This is a genomic window from Telluria sp. ZB2R32 (assembly GCF_059685715.1).
In genome coordinates, this window is the sequence record NZ_JCASIG010000001.1 from 653,038 (window position 1) to 668,694 (window position 15,657).

Here is a 15,657-nt window from a genome sequence, read left to right on the forward strand (position 1 = left end):
TTATTCCTTCGCTTTGGCGGCCGCGCGCGGCGGCGGGTTGTCGAGTTTGGTAATGGTAGGCGATTTCCACGGCCCCGTGATGCGCATCTGGTAGGTCAGCGCCTTCATGACCGGTGCACGCAGGAAGAGTTGCGCCAGGAAGGAACCGAGGCCGATGACGGGATTCACCGCCAGGCCATACACCAGCGGTCCGGTGCCGAGGTTGAATTCCGGGATCACGACCACGCGCAGGTCGGTCGACTCGTTGGCGATGTCGGCGGTGCCGTCCATCAGCACGGTGGCGGCCACGCCGTGCATCTTGAGATTATCGGTCTTGACGACGCCGCGCGTGATCATGGCGTTGGCGCTGATGCCATCAAACGCCAGGCCTTCCGAGAACACGTCGTGGAAGTCGAGCTTCAACAGGCGCGGCAGCGCTTGCAGGCTGAGCACGCCGAGCAGCTTGGCCGCGCCCGGGTCTTGCTTCAGGAACTGGCCGCCGCCCACGTTCAGTTCGATCTGCCCGGACAGCGTCGGAATGTCTAGCGCATACGGCAAGCCGCTCCAGGACAAATCGCCCGAAAGCTTGCCTTTGCCGCGGCGCAGCGTTTCCGGGAAGCCGAGGCGATCCAGCAGGCGCCCGGCGTCGAGGATGTCGAGCGTGAAATTCATGCCGGTATTGCTCTTGCCATCCTTGGTCAGCCAGCGGCCGGTCGCTTTCAGGTGGCCGTCGGGATTGGTCAGCGACAGCCGGTCGATGCGCCATTCCCTGCCCGCCAGCGCTTGCACGTTACTCGCCTGCAGGTCGAGGCGGCCGAACTGCTTGTTAAAGAGTTCGAAGCGCTCGGCCACGATGTCGAGCGCCGGGATGGTGGCGCTGGCGCCGCGGTTCGATTCGAGCAGTTCCTTCACTTCGGCCGCCTGCGATTCCGGGATCACGAGCGAGGCCAGGCGCGCCGTGACCTTGCCCAGGCCCTGGCCCTGCCCTTCGCTCCAGGTGAGATAGCCGGTGGCCTGGCGCGAATGGATGTTGGCTTGCCAGGCGCTGCCGCGGTGCGAGGCGCCGACCACGACGTCGGCCATGCGGCGCTCGTTGATGAACAGTTCCGAGGCGCGCGCCGCGATCGTGGTCGGCAATACATATTGGGCGAAATTCGGACCGCTGCCCGCGGCCGGCGCGCCCGCTTCGCTTTCACCTGCGATCGCGCGCCCCGCCGCCAGCCAGGCATCGACATTCAGCGACTTCATGTCGACGTTGATCATCATGCCCTCGTCCGGTTCCGGCGCCGGCAGGTTGACGCCGATGCCGCCCCGTTCGACCGTCCACGCCCCGTGCGGCGTCCGGCTGCGCACATAGCGCGCGGCCACCGCATTGCCGAGCGACAGGCGCAGTTCGTCGCGCCCGACACCCTCGGGCGTGGTGGGTGCGCCATTGAGCACGAAGCGCAGCGGCAATTCGGTTGCCTCGGGTTTGTTCAGCGGCGCCGGGAATTCGAGGCCGAGGCCGCTCAAGCTGGAATCGACCGTGACCATCAACTGGCGGTCGCGTACCGTGATCGCACCGCCATAACGGGTGCTGCCCGACAGGCGCCCGGCCAGGCGCGCCATCGCCGGCACCGGCGCAGTGCGGCGCATGCCCTCGGCCGACAGGGTGCCGGCCAGGCGGATCGCGATCGAGCCGTCGCGCTGGGTGCCGCCGACCAGCGCCAGCGGCCCGCCGAGGAAATTGGCGCCGATCCCGTTCAGGTTCACGCCACGCTCGCTGAATTCGACCTTGCCGACCGCGCCCTGCAGCGGCGGCAGGTCGGGGAACAGTTGCACGTTGTTGTCCTGCAGTTGCAGCGCGCCCTGCACTTTCGTCTCGTGCAGGTTCGCCAGCGGCATCTGCAGTTTCAGGCCCAGGCGGGCGTTGCCGGTTCCCTGGGTGTCGTCGGTGAAGTGGCCGATCCAGCCCGGCACCGGGCTGGCCGTCACGTAGCGCAGGAAATCCTGCAACGCGCCGGCGGCCGTGCCGCCGATGTCGAGTTGCGCGTCGTGCGAACCGAGGTTGGGGATGACCGCGGTGACGTTGGTGAGATCCAGGCCCTGCGTGCGCAGGGTCTCGCCATGGATTTCCATGCGCGCGCGGTCGAACACGATGCTGCCGTTGATGCTTTCGGCCAGCGGCCAGGCGGGTTTATTCTCCGGCGTGCGGTGGCCCGGCGCGTATTCGAGCACGGCGTTCTGCAGGCGCCCGGCCACGCGGAATTCGCCGCGCGCGCGCGCCGCCGCGTTGTCGGCGCGGAACGGAAACTCGGCGAGGTCGCCGCGCAGGCGCAGGCGCACGTCGTTCAGCATGCCGCCTTGCAGGGCGGCGCTCAGCCAGTCGCGCAGGTGGGGGGGCGTGGTCAGCGGCAGGAAGCGTCCGACCTGGGCGATCTGGAAGCCGTCGAGCGTGCCCGTGATGTCGGCCACGCCGGGACCGTGGTTCGGGCCGAGCGGCAGCAAGTGGCGCCCGGACAGATTGCCGCGCAGATTGCCTTGCGCAAATTCGAGCTTGTCGACTTCGACCAGCAATTGTTCCTGCGGCTGGTAGGTCCAGCGCGCGCCCAGCGCCAGCCGGTCCAGCGGCATGGCGGCTTCCGCGAACCAGGCCGGCATGCGCAGCGCCAGCGCCTCGGCATCGATGGCGATGCTGCCGCCCTTGTCGGTGGCGTCGATGCTGCCCGAGAGGTTGTCGAAGCCCGGCAGCGCCGGCATGGCCGGTTGCGCCGCGGCCGTGTCCGTTGCCGCCTGCGCGATACGCGCCGCCTGTGGCTGCAGGCTGAGTCCGGCAACCTGCCCCTTGACGCGGTAGGCGGCGAGTTTCGGGTACTGGCCATCCCACGACGCCGAGAAATCGAGCAGGCGTCCGCGCGGCGCGAAGTCGGCCAGCGCCTGGCGCTGCAGGTTCGACAGGGGTAACTGCGCGGCCAGCTCGGCCAGCGCAGCGAGATCGACCTGGCGCGCCTGGATCGCCACGCGTTGTGGTTTCCCCGCACGCGCCGGCGTAAAAGTTTCGGTCAGCGTGGCCGGCGGCAGCGCACGGCCGTCGCTAGTGGCCACCATGAAATTGTCGAGGCTGACCGTGTGGCCATTGGCGCCAAAGGTCGGCTTGCCGTCCTGTTGACCGGGCACCAGCGTTTCCTGGGCCGACAGGCGGCCCGAGACGCGCGCCAGGCGCAGCGGCGGCAAGTCGGGTTTGACGCGCGCGGCCACGCCGACCAGGGCCAGGTCGGCGGTAAAACCGGCCAGGCGTGCCTGGTCGAGCGTCATCCAGGCGCGCAGCGAACCGCGGCCCTGGGTCAGCGCAAACGGATAGTCGACGTAGCGGCGCCAGCCGGCCAGGTCCGCTTCGCGCAGGTCGGCGTAGAGCTCGCCGCGCCACAGCGCGACGTCGGACGCCCGGCCGCCGAAGCGCGGATGGGTGAAGCTGGCGCGCACGTCGAGCGGCTGGGCCAGCTCGGCCGGCGGCGTCGCCCTCAAGGCAAACTTGTGCCTGGTCCACTGGTTCTGCAGCACCACGCCGACCTCGCGCAGGCGCAAGGGCGGCGCGCCGCGCTGGAGATCGGTCCAGTCGACCCGGCCTTCGCGGATGACGATCTCGCGCTGGCGAAACACCCAGTCGCCGCCGGGGCCGCCCTTGTCGTCCTGCGGGTCGATGCGGATGCCGGCCACCTGGATCGCGCCGTCGACGCCGCGGCGCACGTCCAGCTGCGGCCGGATCAGTTCGAGCGTCTCGAAACGCGGCTCGGCGGCAAACACGCTCCACCAGGAAAAGGTGGCCGATACCGAGGGCAGCGCCAGCACCTGGCGCCCGGCCTTGTCGGTGAGGGTGACGTCGCCCAGGAACAGCGACGGGTTCAGGCCGCTCCAGGTGGCATAGATGCGGGCAATGGCGACCTGGCTGCCGAGCGCGCGGCTGGCGGCGTCTTCGATGTCGCTCTTGTACAGGTCGATGTTGGGAAGAATCGCGTAGCGCAGCGCCAGGAACAGGATGCCGAGCCCGAAATAGACCAGCAGCGCCAGCTTGACGACAAAGCCGAGCACATGATGCGAAGCCAGGTTGCACACCCGATAGGCGGCACGCAACCGCCGCCAGCGCTCGGCCAGCGGCACGGGCGCCGCCGGGGGCGCCTGCGGTTCCGGATTTTGCATCAAGGTGCTAATAAAAAAGGCTCGCCGTGAACTTTGGTGATTCAGTTAATCAAAGAAGAGCGCATGCTAGGATTGCGGCGTCAACCTTTACCATCGTGCTGACCGGGGGCAACACGGCGGGCAATTCTACCGCAAGCTGCCTGCCGGAACGCTTTTACACCCGTGCAGGACCACCCGATGACTTCAGTTTCTCCCGCTAGTGCCTCGCGCTTCTACCAACGCTGGATCGCCGCCGCCCCCGGGCGTGAAGAGCGCGTCGCCCAACTGGCCCAATTATCGCTGGCCTGCCCGGATTTCGGCGCGTTGTTGGCGCACGAGCTAAGCGCCGGCATTCCCTTGCCGCGCGCCATGCGACGCCTGCGCAACCTGCTGCTGGCGGCGCTGATCCGGCGCGAGCTGGAAGGCCGGTCCGACCTGAACGAGGTCGTCAGCGCCATGACCGGCCTGGCCGACTTCGCCATCCGCATCCACCTGGCCGACCTGATGGCCGAACTGGTCGCCGCCCACGGCATGCCGGTCGGCGCCGAATCCGGCCGCGCCCAGGAAATGCTGGTGCTGGCGATGGGCAAGCAGGGCGGCGGCGAACTGAACGTCTCGTCCGACATCGACCTGATCTTCGTCTACCCGGAAGACGGCGAGACGGCCGCCGGGGCCGGCCAGCGCGAGTTGTCGAACCACGAATTTTTCGTACGCCTCGGGCGGCGCCTGATCGGCGCCCTGTCGGAAGTCATCGAAGACGGTTTTACTTTTCGGGTCGACATGGCCTTGCGCCCGAACGGCAATTCCGGGCCGCTCGCGGCCAGCCTGAACATGGTCGAGGAATACCTGATCGTGCAAGGGCGCGAATGGGAGCGCTATGCCTGGGTCAAGGCGCGCGCCGTGACCGGCATGGACGAGGATATCGCGGCGCTGGACGCGATCGTGCGCCCCTTCGTGTTCCGCCGCTACCTCGATTTCGGCGTGATCGACGCCATCCGCAACCTGCATGCCCAGATCCGCGCCGAAGTGAAGCGCCAGGAGCGCCTGCATCCGGACCGCAGCAACAACGTCAAGCTCGGGCGCGGCGGCATCCGCGAGATCGAGTTCCTGGCCCAGGTGTTCCAGCTGATCCGCGGCGGGCGCGACCCGGCCCTGCGCGAACGCTCGACCCGCGCCACCCTGCGCCTGCTGGCCGAACGCGAGCTGATGACGCCGGACACGGTCGAGCGCCTGCTGGACGCCTACACCTTCTTGCGCAACCTCGAGCACCGCCTGCAATACCTGGACGACGCCCAGACCCATACCCTGCCCCCGAACGACGCCGACCGCCTGCTCGTGGCGCAGATGATGGGCATGCCCGACGTGGCCACCCTGCTCGCCCGCCTCGAAGAGCAGCGCGCCTTCGTGGCCGCGCAATTCGACGACATGTTCGCCGACAAGAGCGCGCCGCCGGGCGAGGAGCGTGCCGAACTGGAGGCCATCGCCAACGACCCCGAGGCGGTCGCCGCCGTCGCCACCCACCTGGCGACGCTCGGCTTCGACGACCCGGCCGGCGGCGCCCGCCGCCTGGCCGCAACCTGGGCCGCGCCGCGCATGCAAAGCCTGCCCGACGCCAGCCGCGCGCGCCTGCTGGCCCTGGTCAACCTGGCCTTGCCGCTGGTGGCCACCGTGGTGGCCGAAGCCGGCGTGGGCAGTCACGGCGCCACGCTCGGGCGCCTGCTCGACTTCCTGGAAGCGATCGCGCGCCGCTCGGCCTACCTGTCGCTGCTGTCCGAATATCCGCACACGCTCGAGCGCGTGATCCGCATGATGCACGCCAGCGGCTGGGCGGCCACCTTCCTCGCCCTGCACCCGATCCTGCTCGACGAACTGCTCGACGACCGCGGCGGCATCGACGAGCCGGCGCAGCTCGCGGCCAGCCTCGACGCCAAGCTGGCGGAGGCGCTGGGCGACACCGAACGCCAGCTCGACATCCTGCGCGAAACCCACCACGCCCAGCTGTTCCGGCTGCTGGCGCTGGACCTGGCGGGCGAACTGTCGGTCGAGCGCCTGGCCGACCACCTGTCGGCGCTGGCCGACGTCGTGGTCGACGCCACGGTGCGCTGGGCCTGGAAGACGATCGCCACGCGCCACGTCGAGGAGCCGCGCTTCGCCGTCATCGCCTACGGCAAGCTCGGCGGCAAGGAGCTCGGCTACGTGTCCGACCTCGACGTCATCTTCCTGTTCGACGACGAGGACGACATGGCGCCCTCGAATTACGCCAAGCTCGGCCAGCGCTTCATTACCTGGATGACGGCGCACACCCCGGCCGGCATCCTGTTCGACATCGATACGGCCCTGCGTCCGGACGGCGCCAGCGGCATGCTGGTCAGCTCGCTCGGCGCTTTCGAGCGCTACCAGCACAATGCGGCCTGGGTCTGGGAGCACCAGGCGCTCACGCGCGCGCGTTTCTGCGCCGGCGACGCGGCCATCGGCGCGCGCTTCGAAGCGATTCGCGAAGCCGTGCTGCGGCGCGACCGCAGCACGCAAGCCGAGCAATTGCAGGCCGAGGTGCTGAAAATGCGCAAGCGCATGCACGACGCCATGCCGAACCGGACCCAACTGTTCGACCTGAAGCAGGACACGGGCGGGATGATCGACCTCGAATTCATCGTCCAGTACCTGGTGCTGCGCCACGCTGCAGCGTATCCGCAGATGACTTTAAATACAGGCAATATCAACCTGCTGCACCGCTTCGCCGAACTTGGCCTGATCGATGCCCAGCTTGCCGCAGGCGCCGCCGACGCCTACCGCGCCATGCGCAAGCTGCAGCACCAGTTGCGCCTGCAGGGCCGCGAGGCACGCGTTGCCCCTGCGCTGGTGGCGGTGCACAGTGCCAACGTCAGCGCGCTCTGGAGCAGCCTGTTCGGCCAGGCGCCTGGGCAGCATCCCTGACCTGCGCTGAGACAGCAGCGGCAGCCACCCCCGGGGCTGCTTTCTTCAGTGGAACCGTCCACTGTTACATATTGTGATATTTCCTGCTGTCATATTTTTGAAATAATTTTGTCTTTGTTGCATTTTCCCGACTGTCAATATCGTATGCACAGTTTCATATTGACTCTGATCAATATGGAATGATCTTATACGTCAGCGTTATTGAATTAGCGCAACGTTGAACCTTGGATATAACAGTCGCCCACAAGGCGTGCAATAAATCGGAGAATACATGCAACAACGTACCAAGATCGCGTTGGCAGTCGCCATCGCCCTTCAGTCGATGATGTCGGTTGTTCAGGCACAGGATTCCATGCAGCGCGTCGAAGTGACCGGCTCGCGTATCCGCACGGTCGACCTGGCGACCTCGCAGCCCGTCCAGGTGATGACCCAGGAACAGATCCAGAAGACCGGTCTCGTCACGGTCGGCGACGTCATCAACAACATGTCGTCGGCCGGTTCGCCGGCGTTCAGCAAGGGCGGCGCCCTGACTTCGAACCGCGAGAATGGCGGCCAGTACGCCAACCTGCGCAACCTTGGTTCGCAACGCCTGCTGGTGCTGGTCAACGGCAAGCGCTGGACCCAGACCGTGGCCGGCTACACCGACATGTCGACCATCCCGTCTTCGATGATCGAGCGCATCGAAATCCTGAAGGATGGCGCATCGGCGATCTATGGTTCGGACGCGATCGCGGGCGTGATCAACATCATCCTGAAAAAATCGATGGAAGGCGGCCAGCTGAGCCTGTACACCGGCCAGAACGAAGAAGGCGACGGCCGCAACAAGGACTTCTCGATTTCCTACGGCGCGGGCAACGAAAAGGCGAACCTGATGTTCGGCCTGTCGCATACCGAAGCCGGCGCCGTCTGGGCGCGCGATCGCGAAATTACTTCCTACTCGCGCGGCCCGAATTATCCGCTGGAAAACCTGGGCGCCGGTCCATGGGGCCGTATCCGCCAGGTCAGCGCCACCGGCACTGTGACCGGCTTCGACAAGATCCTGAACCACACTGGCGCCCAGCTCGGTGACGGTGTGGGTACGGACTCGCGCAATCGCAACAATTACCACGACGTCACTGCGCTGACCCCGGTCACGGCCGACCTGTTCAATACCACGCGCCAGATGGTGTTCGCGATGCCGAGCAAGCTCGACACGCTGTTCACCAAGGGCGAACTGAAGCTGCCGTACGACCTGAACTTCGCCACCACCGCGATGTACTCCCAGCGCAAGAGCATGTCGACAACGGCGGGCTATCCGCTGCAGTCGGCCGCGCAGAGCAAGTTCCCGGTCTTTATCGACAAGGACAGCTATTACAACCCGTACGGCAACCAGGGCGTGGGCATTGCCCCCGGCACCGGCCAGGACCTGTTCTTCTACCGCCGCACCATCGAAGTGCCGCGTACCACCGAGAACACCAACCGTACCCTGCACGTCGACGCCACCCTGAGCGGCGAGTTCGCGCTGCGCGGCCTGCCTTGGAACTGGAGCGCCGGCTGGAACCACAGCCGTACGGACGGCGGCACCCTGGGCACCGGCAACACCAACCTGCTGGCCCTGAAACGCGCCGTTGGCCCATCGTTCGTGAACGCCTCGGGCGTGGTCCAGTGCGGCACCCCGACGGCGGCGATCCCGCTGGGCGAATGCGTACCGTTCAACATCCTGGGCGGCCCGTCGGCTTCGACCCCGGAAGCGCTGAAGTACATCATGTCGACCGGCCAGGCCACCTACGGCAGCAAGGTCGACAGCGGCACCATCGACTTCGGCGGTGAACTGTTCACCCTGCCGGCCGGCGCGCTCGGCTTCGCGGCCGGCCTCGAGCACCGCGAAGTGAGCGGCTACGACCAGCCGGGCCAGTTCGAGCAGTCGGGCTACTCGACCGACCTGGCCGGCAATGCCACCTACGGCAACTACACCGTCAAGGAAGCCTACGCCGAGCTGAACATCCCGGTCCTGAAAGGCTTGCCGTTCGTCGAATCGCTGAACTTCAACCTGGCCACCCGCCACTCGGACTACAGCAACTTCGGCACCACCACCAACAGCAAGGCCAGCTTCACCTACCGCCCGACCAAGGATATCCTGGCGCGCGGCACCTGGGCTGAAGGCTTCCGTGCACCGACCGTGGGCGATACCTTCGGTGGCGGCCAGCAGAGCTTCGACACCGGCTGGCTCGACCCATGCGACACGCTCTACGGCGCCGCTGCCACCAACACGGCCGTCCTCGGCCGTTGCACCGCCGGTTTCGGCGGCGTGGCCGGCACCCCTGCCAACTACCGCCAGCGTATCCAGAGCGGCTCGCCGATCACCTCGAGCGCCGGCGCGCAAACCGCGTATCCGTTCAACTCGGGTGCCGGCAATGCCTTCCTGCAGCCGGAAACCGCGGTCACCCGTACCCTGGGCCTGGTGTACAACCCGAACTTCCTGCCTGGCTTCTCGGCTGCCGTCGACTGGTACAGCATCAAGATCAACAACCGCATCGTGGCCGTGTCGTCGACCTACATCGCACGCCAGTGCTTCGAAGAAGGCCTGAGCGACTTCTGCTCGAGCATCGTGCGTGACCGTGCCACCGGCCAGGTCATCGGCCTGTCGCGCGGCAACGCCAACCTCGGCAAGATCAAGACCGAAGGCGTCGACCTCGAACTGCGTTATCGCCTGCCGCGCTTCTCGTTCGGCCAGGTCAACCTGCGCAGCGAAACGACCTACCTGGACGAGTATTCGACCCAGGCCTCGGCGGTCGCACGCTGGAACGACTTCTCGGGCGAATACGACTACCCGCGCTGGAAGTCGAACCTCACCACCGACTGGTCGCTGGGTAACTGGAGCGCGACCTGGGGCATGCGCTACCAGAGCGCCCAGAACGACGCTTGCCTGAGCGTGCGCAACGGCTGGGAGTGCAACCTGCCGACCGTGGTCCGTCCTGGCTTCACTACGGCCGGCGCCAACCGCCGCGGCTCGCTGACGTACCACGACTTCAACGTCGGCTACAACACGTCGTGGAACGGCCGCATCCTGCTGGGCGTGAACAACGCGTTCAACAAGAAGCCGCGCTTCACGCTCGATGGCGCATCGTCGGCTACCACGATCGACGCCGACCTGCCGATCGACCGCTTCTTCTACGTGCGCTACAACCAGTCGTTCTGATTCCGAACGCCTGATTGGCGAAATGCCCGCTTCGGCGGGCATTTTTTATGGCGCTGTCACCGTTCGCTGTTGATGGGGCCGATGGTCAGACGCAACAATTGATCGGCGGAAGTGACCTTTCCACCATCGAGCGCGCGGCGCCAGCCCAGGTAATTCGGCAGGTAACGCGACGCGACCCCATGAAACCGCGCCAGCCACTCACGAAAGCGGCGGTGGCAGGCGTTCACGTTCTGCACATGGATGGCGCCCGCGGCCTCGCGGCGGAGGCGTTCGCCGGCGCGCAGGTTGACGGCCTGGTGCGCAATCCCGTGCGCCCGCGCAAACGCGCGATAGGCCGCATGCGCGTCGGTGACCAGCAGCACTTGCCGGTCGAGGTAGGGCAGCAAGTGGCGCTCGAGTTGCGCCTTGCTCAGGGCGCCGCGCCCGGTCACGGCGTCGATGGTCTGGCCGCTGCGGTCGCGCGCTACCAGGATGCAGTCGAGTTCGCGCGAGATGCCGCGCTCTGCCGCCGCGCCACCGCGCTTGCGCGGCGCCCGGTCGAGCTTGCGCGATCCTTTCTGCGACTCGCGTAGAAACATTTCGTCGGCCTCGACGATGCCGTTCAGACACACCGGCCGGTCGTCCTTGACCCGGTCGAGAAACCGGTGGCGCCATCTGAATGCGGTATTCCGGTGCACCTTCACTTGCTCTGCCGCTGCGCGCACCGGGCGCGACGCGCGCAACGCATCGAGGTAATCGAGCCATTTGGCGCGCAGACGCAGCCGTGCCAGCGGCGTGCCGGTGAGGTCGTTGAAGGTGCGCCGGCACCCGCGGCAGCGATAGCGCGGCAGGCCGTTCGCGCAGCCATGGCGGTGCCAGCCGGGACAGCGGCAATGCGGGCAGCGGCGCCCGGGTCCGCGCAATTGTTCGATCAGTGCGAGCGGTTGCTGCAATCCGGCCGCCGGCCGCAAGGCATCGAGTACCCGTAGCCGCTGCGGCTGATTCAGTGTCGGCAATGCCGCAAACCACTTCTTGAAACCTGGCGCTTTCATGGCAGATCCATATCGTTGGCGATACGGGTTCGACCGTGAAACAACTCAGCAGTTCAATCCTCATCCATAGCGAACGGTGACAGCGTATTTTTATGGGCGCTGCGCTTCCATTCGGCTACCCAGCGTCGATAGCCGATTTACAACAGTCTTGCCCGCCCAAGAGTGTGCGCGTTGACAGTCTTATTGCCCAATGTTTTTATGGCAAAAGTAAATGGAACAGTTTCCCTTTACACCATCTTTTTACGACCAGTCGGTCGGCCGTTGCCGGCCTGGGTTTCCATTTGCATAAATAGGAACATACATGTTTAAAGAAAAGGTATTGGCGCAATCATTACGCCTCATGTTTTCTGGCGGCATCGCATTCGGCGTCGGCCTGGCCGCCTTGCCGGTGCTGGCGCAAGAGCAACCGGAACAGCCTGCCATGCAACGCGTGGAAGTGACCGGCTCCTCGATCAAACGCATCGCCGCCGAGGGGGCGCTGCCGGTGCAAGTCGTGACCGCCGAAGCGATCCGCGCCTCGGGCGTCACCTCGATGGCCGACCTGGTGCAGCGCATGGCCAGCGTGCAGGGCTCGACCGGCGAAACCGGCTCGGTCGGCGGCAACACCTACGGCTTCTCGGGTATTTCGATCCACAACATCGGCGAAACCCGTACGCTGGTCCTGCTCAACGGCAAGCGCCTGGCGCAGTTCGGCGGCCAGACCCTGACCGGCTTCGCGGCCGGCTTCGACCTCAATTCGATTCCGCTGTCGGCCATCGACCGCGTCGAACTGCTGACCGACGGCGCCTCGGCGCTGTACGGCGCCGACGCCATCGCCGGCGTGGTCAACTTCATCACCAAGAGCAACCGTACGGACGCCGACATCACGATCGGCTATTCGCATCCGGAAGATGGTGCACGCGAACGCCGCTTCAGCCTGACCAAGGGCTTCGGGTCGCTCGACGATGACGGCTGGAACGTCATGCTGACCTTCGGCCACGACGAGCGCACCAAACTGACCTCGGGCAGCCGCTCGTTCGCCAACACCGGCGTGCGCAACTTTTCGCAGAACGGCAAGCAATACCGCATCCAGCAGTATTCGGTCAGCCCGATTCCGGCCAACGCCACTGACGACCGCGGCCAACTCATCAGTCCTTACCAGCGCGCCAATGGCAGCTGCCCCACAAAAACCTTCCGCGTCATCCAGCCGTATTCCTTTGGCGGCGAAGACTATGTCGACGACTACTGCGGCTACGACTTCGTGCAGGATCTCGAGATTTTCCCGGAACGCAAGCGCGACAGCTTGATGCTGTCGGGGACGACCAAGGCCTTCGGCCAGGAACTGTACGCCAACGTGCTGCTCTCGCAGACCAAGCAAAGCTCGCGCATCGCCCCGGTGCCGGGACAGATCGCGATCGACGCCGGCACGCCGCTGCACAACCAGTACCTGGCGCCGGTCGGCATTACCGGCGACAGCGTCGCCTATTACCGCCTGTTCGACCTGGGCCAGCGCACGTCGAACGACATCGCCCAGTTCGCCAGCGCCGTGCTCGGTTCGCGCGGCAGCTATGCCGGCTGGGATTACGACGCGTCGTATAACTACTCGAAGAGCAAGGTCGAAGGCAGCATCTCCGGCTATCCGGGTGCGATCGCGGTCGGCAACCTCACCAGCAGCGGCCTGCTCAATCCATTCATCGGCCCGGGCGAGCAAAGCCCGGCGGCGCAGCAAGCGATCAGCGCGGCGGCCTACAATGGCTACTGGGATGGCGGCGTCTCGGAACTGAACTCGGTCAGCCTGAACGGCTCGCGCTCGCTGATGCAATTGTCCGGCGGCGCCATGATGCTGGGCGTGGGCGTCAACTTCAACCGCGAGGAATACGCGTCCAGGCCGAGCCTGTTCGCCCAGGGCGCCCTGGCAGACCCGGCCGCCGGCATCCTGTGCAACCCAGCGGCTGGTCTCGAGTGCGACCAGCGCTTCGGCGACGCCGCCAGCGCGCTGCCCTACGACGCCAAACGCAACTCGAAGGGTGTGTTCGCCGAGCTGGTGATGCCTGTCATCAAGAACCTGGAATTGGGCCTGGCGGCACGTTACGACCACTACTCGGACTTCGGCGCGGCCTGGACCGGCAAGGCCAGCTTCAAGTGGTCGCCGACGACGAGCTTCCTGGTGCGCGGCTCCGTGGGCAATGGTTTCCATGCCCCGACGGTGCCGCAGGTGAACGCGGCTACCCAGGGTTACGGCGTGACCAGCGAAAGCTACGCCTGCACCCCTGCGCTGCAGCAAGTCGCAGCCGCTAATGGCGCCATCTGCCGTCCAGGCAGCACTCAGTACGACCAGCTCGCCGGCGGCAACCCCGACCTGCAACCGGAAAAATCGCGCCAGGCCACCATCGGTTTCCGGTACGAGCCCTTCCGCGCGCTGAGCCTCGGCGCCGACGTGTGGACGGTCGCCATCCGCGACACCTTCGGCCAGCTGAACGAGCAGGTGGTGTTCGAGGATCCGCTGCGTTACGCCAGCTCCTGGGGCTCGCAGGTGGACGTGGCGACCGGCCGCAACTACCTCGCCTTCCTGGCCAACAACCAGAACCTGGGCAAGTATTACGCCACCGGGATCGACTGGGACATCACCGGCCGCTACCGCACGCCATGGGGCGCGCTCACCTCGCAGCTGAACATTTCGCAGATGCTGCGCGAGAAGAGCCAGCTCCAGCGCGACGGCGACTACTACTCGGCGATCGGCAACTTCGATGAACTGGGCACGGTCACCTTCCGCAATCGCGGCACCTGGCGCAATACGCTCAAGACCGGTAACTTCTCGACCACCCTGAGCGCGAACTTCAAGTCGGGCTATACCGACCAGGAGACCCTGGTCGACGTGCTCGACACCGGCGGCAATGTCACCGGCCAGGAAGACGTGCGCTACAAGGTCAAGTCGTTCGCCACCTTCGACCTGCAAACCGTCTGGACCCCGAGCGCTACCTGGTCGGTAACGGCCGGCGTCCTGAACCTGGCCGACAAGGAACCGCCCTTCGTGCCGTCGACCTCGGGTGCGGGCCGTGGCCAGCAGTTCGGCTACGACGACCGCTACTACGATGCGCGCGGCCGTACCGCCTACGTCAACGCCTCGTACCGGTTCTGACCGGGTAGATTGCCGTGACGGCCGCCATGGCGGCACGGCAGGAAGGACCGATCCGCCGGCAAGCCCGGCGGTTTTTTTTGGGGTCTCAGGTATGATGGCGGATTGTGCGCACCCGGCCGACGCGGCCGGCGCGATTCTTCAAGGTAAACAATGGCAATCAAACTCAAGAACGACAAGGACATCGCCAAGATGCGCGTGGCCGGCCGCCTGGCCGCCGAGGTCCTGGACATGATCGGAGAATACGTCGTGCCCGGCGTCTCCACCGAAGAACTCGACCGCCGCTGCCACGAGTACATCCGCAAGGTGCAGAAGGCAACGCCGGCCAACGTCGGCTACCACGGCTTCCCCAAAACCCTGTGCACCTCGGTCAACGGGGTGGTCTGCCACGGCATCCCGAGCGACAAGGAAATCCTCAAGGATGGCGACATCGTCAACATCGACGTCACCGTCATCAAGGATGGCTGGCACGGCGACACCAGCCGCATGTACTACGCCGGCACCCCGAGCGCGGAGGCCAAGCGGCTGGTCGACACCACCTTCGAATGCATGATGGCGGGCATCCGCACCGTGCGTCCGGGTTCGCGCCTGGGCGACGTCGGCCATGCGATCCAGAAGATCGCCGAAGCCGCTGGCTACTCGGTGGTGCGCGACTATTGCGGCCACGGCATCGGCCGCGTCTATCACGAAGACCCGCAGGTGCTGCACTACGGCCGCCCGAATACGGGCCTGCTGCTCAAGGAAGGCATGACCTTCACCGTCGAGCCGATGATCAATGCCGGCGACGACGAAGTGGTGCAACTGGACGACGGCTGGACCGTGGTCACGCGCGACGGTTCGCTCTCGGCCCAGTGGGAACACATGATCGCCGTGACGGCGAACGGCTTCGAAATCCTCACGCCCTGGCCACGCTGACCCGCCCTTCTCCATCACGACTTCCAGCGCCGCGCCCGCGGCGCCGCACCCCTCCCCTTCACGGCAAGGGCGTCATGCCCATCGACGGCGCCGGCGCGCCTGCATTTAACGTTTGACCACAAAAGCGTCGCCGTAATGCCGCCACGAATTGTCTATACGTCCCGCATCTACCTGTCTATACAGCGTAACGTCGCTTAAATAATCGCAGAAATATTTCAGTTGTTTATTGTACACAAATGAATATTTCCTCCAGAATCTATCCATTCCTCACTTGACCGTAACATTTTATTTCTTCAAATTACGCATCGAGACATCTGGCATACATGCCTGTCAGATGGTTCGTCATTCAA

General features: G+C 65.7%; 6 protein-coding genes. 4 read left to right on the plus strand and 2 right to left on the minus strand.

The features are described from left to right. On the minus strand, positions 1-4,155 hold the full coding sequence (locus tag AC56LG_RS02855) for a YhdP family protein (protein ID WP_497164616.1): 4,155 nt from the start codon (positions 4,153-4,155) through the stop codon (positions 1-3). A 177-nt stretch (positions 4,156-4,332) separates the two neighbouring features. On the opposite strand from AC56LG_RS02855, the gene glnE reads away from it, so the two are divergent. Both glnE and AC56LG_RS02865 read left to right on the plus strand, forming a co-directional pair. Next, entirely contained in the window at positions 4,333-7,068 is a 2,736-nt protein-coding gene (gene glnE, locus AC56LG_RS02860) for a bifunctional [glutamate--ammonia ligase]-adenylyl-L-tyrosine phosphorylase/[glutamate--ammonia-ligase] adenylyltransferase (RefSeq protein WP_497164617.1), read from the plus strand. A gap of 271 nt (positions 7,069-7,339) precedes the next feature. Continuing rightward, on the plus strand, positions 7,340-10,246 hold the full coding sequence (locus AC56LG_RS02865; RefSeq protein ID WP_497164618.1) for a TonB-dependent receptor domain-containing protein: 2,907 nt from the start codon (positions 7,340-7,342) through the stop codon (positions 10,244-10,246). A 56-nt stretch (positions 10,247-10,302) separates the two neighbouring features. Here AC56LG_RS02865 and AC56LG_RS02870 read toward each other — a convergent pair whose 3' ends face one another. Then, positions 10,303-11,277 carry an IS1595 family transposase gene (locus AC56LG_RS02870; protein WP_497164619.1) on the minus strand — a complete coding sequence of 325 codons (975 nt, stop codon included), beginning with the start codon at positions 11,275-11,277 and terminating at the stop codon, positions 10,303-10,305. A gap of 301 nt (positions 11,278-11,578) precedes the next feature. Between AC56LG_RS02870 and AC56LG_RS02875 the strand changes: the two genes are divergently transcribed. Next, positions 11,579-14,395 carry a TonB-dependent receptor domain-containing protein gene (locus tag AC56LG_RS02875; protein ID WP_497164620.1) on the plus strand — a complete coding sequence of 939 codons (2,817 nt, stop codon included), beginning with the start codon at positions 11,579-11,581 and terminating at the stop codon, positions 14,393-14,395. Between the two features lie 150 nt (positions 14,396-14,545). Beyond that, positions 14,546-15,307, plus strand: coding sequence for a type I methionyl aminopeptidase (map, locus tag AC56LG_RS02880; RefSeq protein WP_497164621.1), 762 nt, complete (start codon positions 14,546-14,548; stop codon positions 15,305-15,307). The last annotated feature ends 350 nt before the right edge of the window (positions 15,308-15,657 follow it).